The sequence below is a fragment of the Amycolatopsis deserti genome (assembly GCF_014653945.1).
Taxonomy (GTDB): Bacteria; Actinomycetota; Actinomycetes; order Mycobacteriales; family Pseudonocardiaceae; genus Amycolatopsis_E; species Amycolatopsis_E deserti.
Genome location: NZ_BNAU01000005.1, coordinates 60334 through 73542 on the forward strand (window position 1 = coordinate 60334; position 13209 = coordinate 73542).

The 13209-nt window shown below is 71.2% G+C and carries 14 protein-coding genes; 7 read left to right on the forward strand and 7 right to left on the reverse strand.

Annotated elements, in window-relative coordinates; genetic code table 11:
• Positions 1-832: 832 nt before the first annotated feature.
• From IE290_RS21345 to IE290_RS21365, 5 genes are read left to right on the forward strand one after another with little or no spacing between them, the layout of a single operon-like run.
• A complete protein-coding gene (locus IE290_RS21345) occupies positions 833-1258 on the forward strand; it encodes a DUF485 domain-containing protein (RefSeq protein WP_191246449.1) in 426 nt (141 codons plus the stop codon).
• A gap of 4 nt (positions 1259-1262) precedes the next feature.
• Positions 1263-2861: a monocarboxylic acid transporter gene (locus IE290_RS21350; protein WP_191246450.1), complete on the forward strand. Its 1599-nt coding sequence runs from the start codon at positions 1263-1265 to the stop codon at positions 2859-2861.
• Positions 2862-2873: 12 nt separating this feature from the next.
• A complete protein-coding gene (locus tag IE290_RS21355; protein WP_191246451.1) occupies positions 2874-4031 on the forward strand; it encodes a type III PLP-dependent enzyme in 1158 nt (385 codons plus the stop codon).
• Complete coding sequence (gene speD / locus IE290_RS21360; protein ID WP_191246452.1) at positions 4021-4401, forward strand: adenosylmethionine decarboxylase; 381 nt, start codon at positions 4021-4023, stop codon at positions 4399-4401. Before IE290_RS21355 ends, speD begins: the two co-directional genes overlap by 11 nt.
• A complete protein-coding gene (locus tag IE290_RS21365; RefSeq protein WP_191246453.1) occupies positions 4382-5245 on the forward strand; it encodes a spermidine synthase in 864 nt (287 codons plus the stop codon). The genes speD and IE290_RS21365 overlap by 20 nt, the downstream gene beginning before the upstream one ends.
• Here IE290_RS21365 and IE290_RS21370 read toward each other — a convergent pair.
• The 7 genes from IE290_RS21370 to IE290_RS21400 form a co-directional block, all read right to left on the reverse strand.
• Positions 5211-5567, reverse strand: a complete 357-nt coding sequence (locus IE290_RS21370; protein WP_191246454.1) for a DUF3817 domain-containing protein — start codon at positions 5565-5567, stop codon at positions 5211-5213. The two genes, IE290_RS21365 and IE290_RS21370, sit on opposite strands and share 35 nt — an antisense overlap.
• A gap of 14 nt (positions 5568-5581) precedes the next feature.
• The gene (locus IE290_RS21375; RefSeq protein WP_191246455.1) at positions 5582-5974 is read right to left on the reverse strand and encodes a hypothetical protein; all 393 of its coding nucleotides are present in this window, start codon (positions 5972-5974) and stop codon (positions 5582-5584) included.
• A gap of 23 nt (positions 5975-5997) precedes the next feature.
• Positions 5998-6888: a lysozyme family protein gene (locus tag IE290_RS21380; protein ID WP_191246456.1), complete on the reverse strand. Its 891-nt coding sequence runs from the start codon at positions 6886-6888 to the stop codon at positions 5998-6000.
• A gap of 129 nt (positions 6889-7017) precedes the next feature.
• A complete protein-coding gene (locus IE290_RS21385; RefSeq protein WP_191246457.1) occupies positions 7018-7500 on the reverse strand; it encodes a helix-turn-helix transcriptional regulator in 483 nt (160 codons plus the stop codon).
• Positions 7501-7805: 305 nt separating this feature from the next.
• Positions 7806-7973: a hypothetical protein gene (locus IE290_RS21390; RefSeq protein ID WP_020418820.1), complete on the reverse strand. Its 168-nt coding sequence runs from the start codon at positions 7971-7973 to the stop codon at positions 7806-7808.
• Positions 7974-8251: 278 nt separating this feature from the next.
• Entirely contained in the window at positions 8252-9394 is a 1143-nt protein-coding gene (locus IE290_RS21395) for a CaiB/BaiF CoA transferase family protein (RefSeq protein ID WP_191246458.1), read from the reverse strand.
• The gene (locus IE290_RS21400) at positions 9394-10539 is read right to left on the reverse strand and encodes an acyl-CoA dehydrogenase family protein (RefSeq protein ID WP_191246459.1); all 1146 of its coding nucleotides are present in this window, start codon (positions 10537-10539) and stop codon (positions 9394-9396) included. Before IE290_RS21400 ends, IE290_RS21395 begins: the two co-directional genes overlap by 1 nt.
• A gap of 91 nt (positions 10540-10630) precedes the next feature.
• Between IE290_RS21400 and IE290_RS21405 the strand changes: the two genes are divergently transcribed.
• Both IE290_RS21405 and IE290_RS21410 read left to right on the forward strand, forming a co-directional pair.
• Entirely contained in the window at positions 10631-11242 is a 612-nt protein-coding gene (locus IE290_RS21405; protein WP_191246460.1) for a TetR/AcrR family transcriptional regulator, read from the forward strand.
• 247 nt (positions 11243-11489) lie between these two features.
• Positions 11490-13100 carry a succinic semialdehyde dehydrogenase gene (locus IE290_RS21410; RefSeq protein ID WP_191246461.1) on the forward strand — a complete coding sequence of 537 codons (1611 nt, stop codon included), beginning with the start codon at positions 11490-11492 and terminating at the stop codon, positions 13098-13100.
• Positions 13101-13209 lie beyond the last annotated feature (109 nt).

The following is a 13209-nucleotide window of genomic DNA, read 5'->3' on the forward strand; positions in this document are numbered from 1 at the left end:
TGTGCTGTGCGCGTCCGTGGCGGGCCGGACCCGTGCCGGAGCGCACGGCGGCGGCACCGTGTGGCCTCAACCGCATGGCTCTCCTCATCAACGGGTGGAACTCGTCGCTTCTCCTGCAGCCCCAGCCGACGGCGCTGGCCCGGCCGCCCGCCGTCCCGCCGGACCGGCCCGGCGCCGTTGCCGGTGCATCATGCGGTGTGCACGATGCGGCGCACAACACCGGTTTACGCTCGGTCACAGCGAGTCAGCGTGGCCCAGGAAGCGTACACCAAACGGGCTTCCGCCAAGCCCGTCGAATCCGGCGGTGCTGACCTGCGGAAATACCGCTGGTGACAAGGGGTTTACGAGAAATGCCTTGTCAGGGCGCCAGAAGCGCGGCTTCCGGTTACGGCAGGGCACGCCCACACTGTGGACCTGTCACCCACTTAGCCCAGAGCCCGCTCGGACGAACCGGAAAATCCACACCGACCGTGCGGACGCCGCGTGCTCGGCGAGCCGAATACCCCCCGATCTTGTGGCTTTCGCTGTGATGTGGATTTCTGCCCGGTCACCACGGTTGGCCAGCGCTTTTTCACCACAGCCGCGGTGTTACGCGGTATCGCGCGCCTCACCCCTTCCAGGGACGGCACCCCGCGTCACCTCACGGGCGGTTACGTGCTTCGGCGGAATCACGCCCGCCTTTCGCCCGATCAGCGGATTAACCCGTCCGGGTGGCGCAGGCCCGCGTCACTCTGAAGAGGTCCTCCGATGTCAGAGCCCCAGGTCGGCGTAGTTAGCATGTGCGCCCACCGAAAGAGTTTCACCAAGTTCGCTCGCTCGCCGGGAGGCAGAGATGCAGAACGTGGCCCCCACCGCTGCGACGCGCAACCCCGTGGAAGACACGGGACCGATGCGGCCGCTGTTCGGCAACAGCGGCCCTGCCACGGGGGAACCGCCCGGCCCGCGGCGCCGGACGGGCCCGGACTTCGTGGCGATCCAGCGCAGCGAGGAGTTCACCGAGCTCCGCGGGCGGTTCCGGCGGTTCGTGTTCCCGATGAGCCTGGCGTTCGTGCTCTGGTACCTGGTCTACGTGCTGCTCGCCGCGTACGCGCACGACTTCATGAGCATCAAGCTCTTCGGCGAGGTCAACGTCGCGATCGTGCTGGGGATCCTCCAGTTCGTCTCGACCGCCCTGATCACGGCCGCGTACCTGCGGTTCGCCCGGCGCCGGATCGACCCCGACGTGGACAAGGTCCGCCAGCAGGCAGGAGTGCAGTAACCCGATGAGCCACCTTCTCGCCGCGGGCGCCCCGACCGCGGCCAGCAACCCGGTCCTCAACATCGCCGTCTTCGCGTTGTTCGTCGCCATCACGCTGTTCGTGGTGTACCGCGTGAGCAGCCGGAACTCCTCCCGTTCCGACTACTACGCCGCGGGCAGCGCGTTCACCGGACGGCAGAACGGCATCGCGCTGTCCGGCGACTTCCTCTCGGCCGCGTCGTTCCTCGGCATCGCCGGCGCCATCGCCGTGCACGGCTACGACGGGTTCCTCTACTCGATCGGCTTCCTGGTCGCCTGGCTGGTGGACCTGCTGCTCATCGCCGAGCTGCTGCGCAACACCGGCCGCTTCACCATGGGCGACGTCCTGAGCTTCCGGATGAAGCAGCGCCCGGTGCGCGCCGCGGCCGCGACGTCGACCCTGGTGATCTCGCTGTTCTACATGCTGGCCCAGATGGCCGGCGCCGGTGGACTGATCGCGCTGCTGCTGGACATCCACGGCGGCTTCGGGCAGGCCCTGATCATCGCCGTGGTGGGCATCGTCATGGTGCTGTACGTGCTGGTCGGTGGCATGAAGGGCACCACCTACGTGCAGATCATCAAGGCGAGCATCCTGATCCTGTCCGCGGTGCTGATGACCGTGTTCCTGTTCGGCAAGTTCGGCTTCAGCCTGTCGAACCTTCTCTCCCAGGCCGCCTACCACAGCCCGATGGGCGACAAGCTGCTCGAGCCGGGCGGCCAGTACGGCGCGAACGGCACCACCAAGCTGGACTTCGTGTCGCTGGCCGTCGCACTGATCCTGGGCGCGGCCGCGCTGCCGCACGTCCTGATGCGCTTCTACACCGTGCCGAACTCGCAGGAGGCGCGCCGCTCGGTCGTGTGGGCCAGCGCGTGCATGTTCGTGTTCTACCTGTGCACCCTGGTCATCGGCTTCGGCGCGGCCGCGCTGGTCGGCACCGACGAGATCAAGGCCGCGCCCGGTGGCGAGAACTCCGCGGCGCCGCTGCTGGCGCTGCACATCGGCGGCACGCTGCTGCTGGGCGTCATCGCGGCGGTCGCGTTCGCGACGATCCTGGCGGTCGTGGCCGGCCTGACGCTGACCGCGTCGGCGTCCTTCGCCCACGACGTGTACGCCAACATCTTCAAGCGCGGCCACGCCGACCCGGTCGACGAGGTGCGGGTGGCGCGCCTCACCGCGATCGTGATCGGGGTGCTGGCGATCATCGGTGGCATCCTCGCCAACGGGCAGAACATCGCGTTCCTGGTCGCGCTGGCGTTCGCGGTCGCGGCCTCGGCGAACCTGTCGACGCTGCTGTACTCGCTGTTCTGGAAGCGGTTCAACACGACCGGCACGCTGTGGGCCATCTACGGCGGCCTGGGCGCCTGCCTGGTGCTGGTGATCTTCTCGCCGGTGGTGTCCGGTACGCCGGACTCGATCATCAAGGGCGTGGACTTCCACTGGTTCCCGCTGAAGAACCCGGGCCTGGTGTCGATCCCGTTCTCGTTCCTGTGCGGTTTCCTCGGCACGATCCTCGGCAAGGACAAGGCCGACCCGCGCAAGCACGCCGAGATGGAGGTCCGTTCGCTGACCGGCATCGGCTCCTGAGACGCTTCGGGGGTGACACCCCGAAGCCTCGACCGGATCCGGCGCTTCCTGGCCGGGCACGACGTGCCGACGCCGTGCCTGGTCGTGGACACCGACGCGGTCGCCACGCGCGTGCGGGAACTCCTGGCCGAGTTCCCGCACGCGCGTCTGTGTTATGCCGTCAAGGCGAACCCGGAGCCGGCGGTGCTGCGGGCCGTGCTGGGCGCGGGCGGCGGGTTCGACGTGGCGAGCCCGGCCGAGATCGAAGCGTGCCTGGCGGCCGGCGCCGAGCCCACGGCCCTGTCCTACGGAAACACGATCAAGAAGCCGGCCGACATCGCGTTCGCGTGGTCGCGCGGGGTGCGGGACTTCACCACCGACGCCGAGGGTGACCTGGCCAGCCTGGCCGAGCACGCGCCCGGCGCGTCGGTGTCGGTGCGGATCCTGGTGGACGGGCCGGCGTCGGCGACGCCGTTCGGGCAGAAGTTCGGCTGCGAACCGGAGCGCGCGGCCGACCTGCTGGTGGAGGCGGACCGGCTGGGCCTGGACGCGGCCGGGATCGCCTTCCACGTCGGCTCGCAGCAGCCGGAACCGCAGGCGTGGGAGGCCGGGATCGCCGCGGCCGCCAAGATCTTCGCCGACTGCGCCGCACGCGGGGTGCGGCCGCGCCGCCTGAACATCGGCGGCGGCTTCGGCATCACCTACCGGGAGGCCGTGCCGCAGCTTGCCGCGTATGCCCGGGCGATCCGGGCGGCGGTGGCGGCGTACTTCCCCGGCGAGCCGGAGGTGCTGCTCGAGCCGGGCCGGGCCGTGGTCGCCGAGGCCGGGCTGATCCGCACCGAGGTCGTGCTGGTGTCCACCCGGTTCGGCCGCCGATGGGTCTACCTCGACGTCGGCCGGTACAACGGCCTGGCCGAGACCGAGAACGAGGCCATCCCCTACCGGCTGGAGCCGCTGGACTCAGGCGGCGAGCGGGGTCCCGTCGTGCTGGCCGGGCCGACGTGCGACGGTGACGACGTGCTGTACCAACGGACTCCCTACGAGCTGCCGCTGTCGCTGCGCGCCGGGGACCGGCTGGACATCCTCGACGCCGGCGCCTACACGGCGAGCTATTCGTCGGTGGCGTTCAACGGGATCCCGCCCCTGCGCACCTACTGCCTGGAAGGAGGCACGCTCGCCGATGGCACGTGAGATCGGCGCGTTCGCCGGACGGCACGTCCTGGCCGAGCTGCGGAGCATCGACCCGCGCCTGCTGGACGATCCGGCGTTCCTGCGCGAGGCGCTGCGGAGCGTGGTGACCGAGGCCGGTGCGACGGTCCGCGAGGTGGTCGGCCACCGGTTCGAGCCGCAGGGCGTGACGGTGCTGGCGCTGCTGGCCGAATCGCACGCCTCGGTGCACACCTACCCGGAGATCGGGGCGGTGTTCGCGGACGTGTTCACGTGCGGGGACCAGGCGGATCCGGTGCTCGCGGTGCGCCTGCTGGCCGCCGCGCTGGGCACCGCGGACGTGGAGATGTCGGTCGTCGAGCGCGGGGAGAAGCATGTCACGGCAGATCGTTGAGCCCCTGGGCCCGGGGTTGTCGCGGGTGTGGGACGTGTCGGAGGTGCTGTTCGACGAGCACACCGGGTTCCAGCGGCTGCTGATCGGCCGCACGGCCCAGGGCGTGTCGCTGTTCTGCGACGACGAGCGGCAGAGCACCGAGGCGAGCCAGCTCGTCTACCACGAGGCGCTGATGGTGCCGGCGATGCTGCTGGCTTCGCAGCTACGGCGGGTGCTGATCATCGGGTCCAGCGAGGGCGTGGCGAGCCAGCTGGCGGTGGCGTTCGGTGCCGCGCACGTGGACCACGTGGACATCGACCGGGTGGCGGTGCGTAGGTGCGCTTCGCTGCTCCCCTACGGCTACACGGTCGAGGAGCTGGACGCGGCCGAGCGCGGTGAGGGGCCGGTGCGGGTGCACTACGCGGACGGGTTCTCGTTCGTCGAGGCCTCCGACGGCGGGTACGACCTGGTGGTGATCGACCTGCCGGACGAGAACACCGACCCGCAGGCCCAGCACAACCGGCTGTACGGCGCGGACTTCCTGCGCCGGTGCGCGGGTTTGCTCGCGCCCGGCGGGGTGGTGTGCTGCCAGGGCGGCTGCCCGACCCTGTGGCGCAACGACACGCTGCGGGTCGCCTGGGCCCGGTTCACCGAGGTGTTCGCCACGCCGGTGTACTTCGGCTCCGACGAGCACGAGTGGGCTTTCCTGTCCGGCCGCGTGGACGAGGTGGCCGACCCGGTGGGGACGATGATCGCCCACCTGGACGGCTTCACACCGGCGACGCTGGACGCGGCCACCCTGCGCGGGTCGACCGTCGTGCCCTACTCGCTCAGAGCTTGCGCCCCGCGTGGACGCGGTGCGTGACCGACCGCTCCGCGACGAACGACAGGAACGGGATGGTGCCGGCGAGCAGCACCAGGATCGTGCCCTTGATCGACCACCGCGCCTTGAGCGCCAGGTCGACCGCGAACACCAGGTAGACCATGTAGAAGACACCGTGGCTGACGCCGGCCCAGCTCATCATCCCCGGCGAGTCGAACGCGTACTTGAGGATGAAGGCCGCCGTGAGCAGCAGCAACGCGATACCAGTGGCGTAGGCCAGCACGCGGTAGCGCAGCAGCGGTCCCCGCAGGGCCGGCGCGGCCTTCGCGACCGGGGCGCCTTCGCGTTCGTCCGTGTCCACCATCGCAGTCTGCCTTTCTAACTCTCGCGCTGGTCGCGGGCGTGCAGCTCGGCCAGGTAGCGGTTGTAGGCGGCGAGCTCGGGGTCGTCGTCCTCGGCCGGGAGCTGCCGCCGCACCCGGGGCGCCGGCACCTCGCGCGCCGGCTGGTGGCCCCACTCGGCACGCGAGTCCTCCGGCTGGGCGTCCTCCGCGGCCGCCTCGCGGCGCAGCTTCCAGATCCGCCACACCATGAACGCCGGGAACACCCCGAACAGCGGCCACTGCAGCACGTAACCCAGGTTCTGGAACGAGCCGCTCGCCGATTCGAACCGGTTCCACTGCCACCAGGCCAGCCCGCAGCACACCGCGAACGCGGCGACGCACAGGACGCCGATCGCGATCCGGCGCGGCGTGAACAGACCCGTGGGCACACCACGACGCTAGCACCCGCGGGTCAGGAGACCTTGACGACCTGGGCGGCCTTGGCGTAGGCGTCGGCCAGGCCGAACACCTTCTGCGCGTAGTCGACCGAGTTGTTGTAGGAGAGGATCCCCGACCACCAGCCGTTCGCGCTGGCCATGTCGCGGCCGCCGACGCACAGGTACTTGGCGGCGGCGAGCGCGGCGGCGTCGATCTGCTGCGGGTTGTAGCCGCCGCCGTAGCGGGCCCAGGTGCTGGGCAGGAACTGCATCGGCCCGACCGCCCGGTCGTAGGTCGGGTCGCCGTCGAACCGGCCGCCGTCGCTGTCGCCGATCGCCTTGATGCCGGGCGAGCCGTCCAGCGGGACGCCGACGATCGCCTTCGACGGCAGGCCGTTGGCTTGCAGCACCGCGCCGCCGTACTGGCCGTGGTTGGACTCGACCCGGCCGATGCCGGCGAGCGTGGCCCAGGACAGCCGGCACTTCGGCTGGGTGGCCCGCATCTCCAGCTCGGCGTTGCCGTAGGCGACGAGCGCGCGGGCGGGGATGCCGGTGACGTCGGCGACCTTGGCCGCCCACTGCGAGAGCAGGTCCCCGCCGCCGGACTGCTGTTGCTGCTGGGGTTGTTGCTGCGGCTGGGTCTGCGCGGCGGGCGTGCCCTCGATGGTCGCGTTGACCGGGGCCGCCGAACCGGGCTCGACCTGCGCCGCCGCGTTGTCCAGGTCGGGGATCTCGGTGGTGGTCTCCGTGCGGTCGGGACGGGTGACCGCGCTGGTCGTCCAGATCCCGCCGACCGCCGCGGCCAGCACCAGCACCACGACCGCGAGCCTGCCGAGCACCGCGGGCACGGCCCGGGCGGGCCGTGCCACGGTGTCGTCCTCGGTGGACACGTCCGCAGGGTCGTGCTCGATCTGCTCCGTGTCCAAGAACCTGGCCTCCCACCGACGTCCGCACGCGCTTCGCGGGCCGACGATAGGTGTGCCGGTGTCAAGCGAGCGCTAAAGCCTCACCTGACCAACGAGGCCGCGTTTCCTGACGTTACGCGGCCACGACGGTCAGCTGGCGCGCTGCTGGCGGGCGAGCCGGGCGACGCACCAGGCCGGGGCGCTGCCGCGGCGCAGGTGCTGCAGGACCGTCATCGGGCCGAGACGGCGGGACAGGTCGGACGGCGTGAGGCCGGCGGACCGGTAGTCCAGGGCGCGCTGGTCGAGCGGGCTGATGCCGGCGTCCCACCAGGCCTTGGCCTCTTCGATGTCGCCGACCATCTGCCACCAGCCCGCCGCGGCGACCAGCAGGTCGACCGGCACCTCGGGCAGGCGTTCCCGCATCGCGTCCAGGTAGTCCGGGTCGGCCGACTCGACCGGCTTCCACGTGCGGGTGCCGGTGCGGGCGCGCTGGCCGGGAATCCCTGGTGGTTGCTGCGGCAGTTCGGCGAGCCAGGCGGAGGCGATCCGGTCGGCCTCCATCTCCTCGGGCGTGCGCTCGAGCTCGGACGCCCACTGGGCAATCACCGCATCCACCCCGGGATCTCCGGTCATCCCTGCCTCCTCGTGCCCCAACTGAAAGCCACCATCGAACGGCGATGATCGAAGCGATCGACCGTTTCGCCGGCGAGAACCGGCCGGTCACGCAATGTGAGCACCGTAGGGCGAATCCGGGCCGTCGCGCCAGAGGTTCCGGGCAAGGAATTCGACGACCAGCAGGTTAATCACATCAATCCACCCGGATGGTCGAACAGTGCCGCTCAGATGCCGAGATTGGTGACTTTACGTAGTTCCCCTGGGGACGCGCACGGCCACGGCCGGCACCGCGGGAGGGCGGTGCCGGCCGTGGCCGGATGGGGTCAGGAGAAGAGGCTGCGGACGAAGGTCACGATGGCTTCGGCGCCGTCCCGGAGCCAGCCCAGTGCGCTGCGCACCACCTCGGCGGACTCGGTGGGACGGGTGATCAGGAAGAACAACACGAGCGCGACGACGGCCACGATGACGATCTTCTTGGTGTTCGCCGACATGGCCGTGTTCCCCTCGCTCCAACTGGGCCCGCGGCCCTGGTTCCCCCCGATCAACGGCAATCCTGCCGTCACCGGGACGTTTTCGACACCCCTTCACACGGATGGCTGGGAGCCGTGACGCTGCGTGCCCAGCCGGGACATGTGACCACTCTAAACGATCTGTCGCGACCGCGTCAGGAGGCGATCACCCCCGCGCCTCCCGGACCGGGAATACCCGCCTCCGGCGAGACGACTCATGGCCACGGGAAGCTCGCGCCCGCCCTGGCCCGGACGCGCCCTCAGGAGGCGATCGCCCCCGCCTGCCGCAGTGCCTCCACCCCCTCGGCGTCGTACCCGAGTTCGGCCAGGACATCCGCCGTGTCCGCCCCCTTTTCGTGCGGCGGCTCGGGCGTCGCGGGCGGGGTGCGGTCGAACCGCGGCGCCGGGGCGGGCTGCACCACGCCGCCGATCTCGACGAACGTGCCCCGCGCCGCGTTGTGCGGGTGGGCCGCCGCCTCCCACGGGCTGAGCACCGGCGTCAGGCAGGCGTCCGTGCCCTCCGCCCGCGCCACCAGCTCGTCGCGCGTGTACTTGCCGATCGCCGCCGCGAGGATCTCCCGCAGCCGCGGCCACTGGTTCCAGTCCAGGTGCACCGGCAGCTCGTCCGGGTCCAGCTCGAGCACCTTGACCAGATCACCCCAGAACCGCATCTCGATCGCCCCGACCGCGACGTACTTGCCGTCCGCGGTCTCGTACGTGTCGTAGAACGGCGCACCCCCGTCGAGGACGTTGCCGCCCCGCTCGTTGGGCCACATCCCGGCCGACCGCATCCCGAACAGCTGCGTCATCAGCAGCGCCGCGCCGTCGACCATCGCCGCGTCCACGACCTGCCCGCGCCCCGAGGTGTTCCGCTCGTGCAGCGCGGCGAGGATGCCGAACGCCAGCAGCATCCCGCCACCGGCGAAGTCACCCACGAGGTTGAGCGGCGGCACCGGCCGCTCCCCCGCGCGCCCGATCGGTTCGAGCGCGCCCGCGACGCTGAGGTAGTTGATGTCGTGCCCGGCCGCCGACGCCAACGGCCCGTCCTGGCCCCAGCCGGTCACCCGGCCGTAGACGATGCGCGGGTTGCGCCCCTGCACGTCGTCCGGCCCCAGCCCCATGCGCTCGGCCACGCCCGGGCGGAAGCCCTCGATGAACACGTCGGCCCGCTCCGCCAGCCGGAGCACGACCTCGACGCCCTCGGGGCTCTTGGTGTCCACGCCGATGGTCCGGCGCCCGCGCGTGAGCGGGTCGTTGGGCACGCCGAGGACGTCCGCCCCCGGCTTGGCCCGGTCGACCCGCACCACGTCCGCGCCGAGGTCGGCCAGCAGCGTGCCGGCGAACGGCGCCGGGGCGAGTCCGGCCAGCTCGACGACCTTCAGCCCGGCGAGTGGTCCCGCCATCACAGCGTCCGCGAGATGACTTCGCGCATGATCTCGCTGGTCCCGCCGAAGATGCGGGAGATGCGCAGATCCGTCCACGCGCGGGCGATCGGGTACTCGGTCATGTAGCCGTAGCCGCCGTGCAGCTGGACGCAGTCGTCGACGACCTTGTTGGCGCGCTCGGTGGTCCACAGCTTGACCATCGCCGCGCCCTGGACGTCCAGCTCGCCCTTGAGGTGGCGTTCGATGCACTGGTCGAGGAACGCGCGCGCGACGACCGCCTCGGTCGCCGCGTCGGCGAGCTTGAACTTGCTGTTCTGGAAGTTGTAGACCGGGCGGCCGAAAGCGGTGCGGCCCTTGGTGTACTCGATGGTGAGGTCGATCGCGGCCTCCATGCCGGCCACCGCGGTGACCGCGATGATCAGCCGCTCCTGCGGGAGCTGCTGCATCATCTGGATGAAGCCCTGACCCTCCTCGCCGAGCAGGTTCGCCGCCGGCACCCGCACGTCGTCGAAGAACAGCTCGGCGGTGTCCTGGCCCTTGAGGCCGACCTTGTCCAGCACGCGGCCGCGGCGAAAGCCCGGGCGGTCGGTCTCGACGACGATCAGCGACACCCCGGCCGCGCCGGCGTCCGGGTCGGTCTTGCAGGCCACCACGACCACGTCGGCCATGCCGCCGTTGCTGATGAACGTCTTGGCGCCGTTGATGACGTACTCGTCGCCCTCGCGCACCGCGCGGGTCTTGATGCCCTGCAGGTCGGAGCCGGTGCCCGGCTCGGTCATGCCGATCGCGGCGACCCACTCGCCGCTGGCGAGCTTGGGCAGCCACTCCTTCTTCTTCTCTTCGGTCGCGTAGTGGAGCAGGTAGTGCGCCACGATGCCGTTGTGCACGGACACGCCCCACGAGCTGTCGCCGCTGCGGGCCTGCTCCTCGTACAGCACGGCTTCGTGCGCGAAGGTGCCGCCACCGCCGCCGTACTCCTCGGGGATCGAGATGGCGAGCAGCCCGACCTCGCCGGCCTTCGTCCACAGCTCGCGGTCGACGGACTTCTGCTGGTTCCACCGCTCCTGGTGCGGCACGAGCTCCTTCTGGCAGAACGAGCGGGCCAGCTCGCGGAACTCGCCCAGGTCCTGCGCCCAGGAACTCTTCGGTGCGGGCAACGGCATCGGTGACCTCCAGCGGTGGAAAACATTACGGACGGAATGTAAGTTCCGGGTGGAATGTACATCCGGCGGCGACGCCGGTAAAGGAGGCGACGTGACCGCGCGGGGGCACCGCACGCAGGCCGAGCGCCGGGAGCAGACCCGGACGGCCCTGCTCGACGCGACCATCGAGTGCCTGGTCGAGCTGGGCTACGCCCGCACGTCGGTGCAGGAGATCTGCACCAGGGCGGGGGTGTCGAAGGGCGCGGCGCAGCACCACTTCGCGGACAAAGCCGACCTGATGGCGGCCGCTGTGGCGCATCTCACGACCCGGCGGACGGCGGCGTTGTCGGAGTCGTTCGCGGACCTGCCGCGCGGCGAGAACGCCATCCCGGCGGCGATCGACCTGCTGTGGGCGGGTTACTCGGGCACGCTCGCCACCGCCGCGACCGAACTGTGGATCGCGGCGCGCACCGACCCGGCGTTGCGGGCGGCGATCCGACCGGTCGACCGGGCCCTGGGCCGCGAAACGCTGACGTTGATCCGGAACTTCGCACCGGACCTGCCCCGCGAACGGCTGGAGACGCTGTTCTGGCTGACGGTGAACTTCACGCGCGGCCTGGCGCTGGACGCCGAGCTGGGCGGCGCGCCCGCACGACGGAAGCAGCTGCTGGAGGAGTGGAAGCGGCTCGCGCTGGCCGCGTACCGGGGCGACATCGAGGGGTGACCACGGGCGGCGGGAGGGGCCGGCGGTGCGCCCACTCCCGGCGGAACGCGCCGCTCGCGTGTCTCGCGCCAGCTTCAAGAGACGCCCGGGGAGGGAGCGGCCGGCCCGGCCCTCGCCCGGGCCGGCCGCTCCCTCGTGAGACGTGTGGATCTCCGAGTGTGACGTTCGCGAACGGAAAGGGTCCGGCGCCATACCGGCGGTATGCTGTACTCGCCGGTAACGTTGCCGACGAGCGCCAGGAGGGCCGATGACCAGCACCACCGCGAGCACGGGCGAGGCTTCGACGGGGCCGAACACCGTCGGCGGGATCGCCGGTGCACCCACCGCCGCCCAGGCCGCCCAGCTCGCCCGCCGCGCCGAAGGCGGCCAGGACTCCGCCCCGGTCGAGATCACCGCCCCGTTCACCGGGCTGCCGACCGCGACCCTGCCGCAGGCCACCGACGCCGACGTGCGGGCGGTGTTCGCCGAGGCCCGCAAGGCGCAGCGCGCGTGGGCCGCCCGCCCGGTGACCGAGCGGCAGCGCGTCCTGAAGCGGCTCGGGGACCTGATCCTCGGCCGCCAGGAGGAAATCCTGAACCTGGTGCAGCTGGAGGCGGGCAAGGCCCGGATCGACGCGTTCGACGAGGTCAGCGCGACGGCCCTGGTCGCGGGCTACTACGGCAAGCACAGCGCGAAGTTCCTCAGCGCCCGGCGCGCCGCCGGGGTCATCCCGGTCGCGACGAAGGCGGGCGAGATCCGGCACCCCAAGGGCGTCGTCGGGGTCATCTCGCCGTGGAACTACCCGCTCGCGCTGACCGCGATGGACGTGCTGCCCGCGCTCGCCGCCGGGAACGCCGTCGTGCAGAAGCCGGACAACCAGACCGCGTTGTCCGCGCTGTGGCTGCACGAGCTGGCCGAGGAGGCCGGGCTGCCGGCGGGCGTGTGGCGGATCGTGCTGGGGCGGGGTTCGCGCATCGGCGACGCGCTCGTCGAGGAGTCGGACTACCTGTGCTTCACCGGTTCCACGCCGACGGGGAAGGCGCTGGCGGAGAAGGTCGCGAAGCGGCTCACCGGGTACTCGCTGGAGCTGGGCGGCAAGAACCCGATGATCGTGCTGCCGGACGCGAACGTCGCGAAGGCCGCGGCGGGTGCCGTTTCGGCGTGCTTCTCCTCGGCGGGACAGTTGTGCGTGTCGGTGGAGCGGATCTACGTGCACGAGAACATCCGCGAGGAGTTCACGAAGGCGTTCGTGGCGAGGACGAAGGCGTTGAGGCTGGGCGCCGAGCTCGGGTTCGGCGCGGACATGGGTTCGCTGACGAGTGCCGCGCAGCTGGCGGCGGTGAGCGCCCACGTGGAGGACGCGCGCGCCAAGGGGGCGACGATCCTCACCGGCGGCCGGGCGCGTCCCGATCTGGGGCCGCTGTTCTACGAGCCGACGGTGCTGACGGACGTGACCGAGGACGTGGCGCTGTTCCGGGAGGAGACGTTCGGCCCGGTGGTGGCGATCTACGGCTACACCGATCTGGACGAGGCGATCGAGCGCGCGAACGACACCGAGTACGGCCTGAACGCGAGCGTGTGGTCCGGCAGCGCGGCGGCGGGCTGGGCGGTGGCGTCCCGGTTGAAGGCCGGAACGGTCAACGTGAACGAGGGTTACGCGGCGACTTTCGGGACCGTCGGGCTGCCCATGGGAGGCATGAAGGACAGCGGCTTCGGGCGGCGCAACGGCAAGGAAGGGCTGCTGAAGTACACGGAGGCACAGTCGATCGCGGTGCAGCGCGGCGTGCGGCTGCGGCCGCCGCGAGTGGTGCCGGGGAAGGTCTGGGCGCGCGGGATGACGGTGGGACTTCGGTTGCTGGGCAAGCTGCCGGGCCGCTGAGTGTCGCTTCTGGAGACGCGGCGGCACCCGAGGTGACCGTCCGGCGGTGTGAGGCGCTTCGCTCGTGGGGTGGGTGGCCGCCCGTGCGGTGGGGGCCGCCCGTGGGGTG

Bases quoted from the DNA above. Each gene is read 5' to 3' on its own strand.
- IE290_RS21385 (WP_191246457.1), bottom strand. From the start codon at position 7,500: ATGACCGGAGATCCCGGGGTGGATGCGGTGATTGCCCAGTGGGCGTCC.
- IE290_RS21410 (WP_191246461.1), top strand. From the start codon at position 11,490: ATGACCAGCACCACCGCGAGCACGGGCGAGGCTTCGACGGGGCCGAAC.
- IE290_RS21370 (WP_191246454.1), bottom strand. From the start codon at position 5,567: ATGGTGGACACGGACGAACGCGAAGGCGCCCCGGTCGCGAAGGCCGCG.
- IE290_RS21365 (WP_191246453.1), top strand. From the start codon at position 4,382: ATGTCACGGCAGATCGTTGAGCCCCTGGGCCCGGGGTTGTCGCGGGTG.
- IE290_RS21395 (WP_191246458.1), bottom strand. From the start codon at position 9,394: ATGGCGGGACCACTCGCCGGGCTGAAGGTCGTCGAGCTGGCCGGACTC.
- IE290_RS21400 (WP_191246459.1), bottom strand. From the start codon at position 10,539: ATGCCGTTGCCCGCACCGAAGAGTTCCTGGGCGCAGGACCTGGGCGAG.
- speD (WP_191246452.1), top strand. From the start codon at position 4,021: ATGGCACGTGAGATCGGCGCGTTCGCCGGACGGCACGTCCTGGCCGAG.
- IE290_RS21345 (WP_191246449.1), top strand. From the start codon at position 833: ATGCAGAACGTGGCCCCCACCGCTGCGACGCGCAACCCCGTGGAAGAC.
- IE290_RS21350 (WP_191246450.1), top strand. From the start codon at position 1,263: ATGAGCCACCTTCTCGCCGCGGGCGCCCCGACCGCGGCCAGCAACCCG.
- IE290_RS21390 (WP_020418820.1), bottom strand. From the start codon at position 7,973: ATGTCGGCGAACACCAAGAAGATCGTCATCGTGGCCGTCGTCGCGCTC.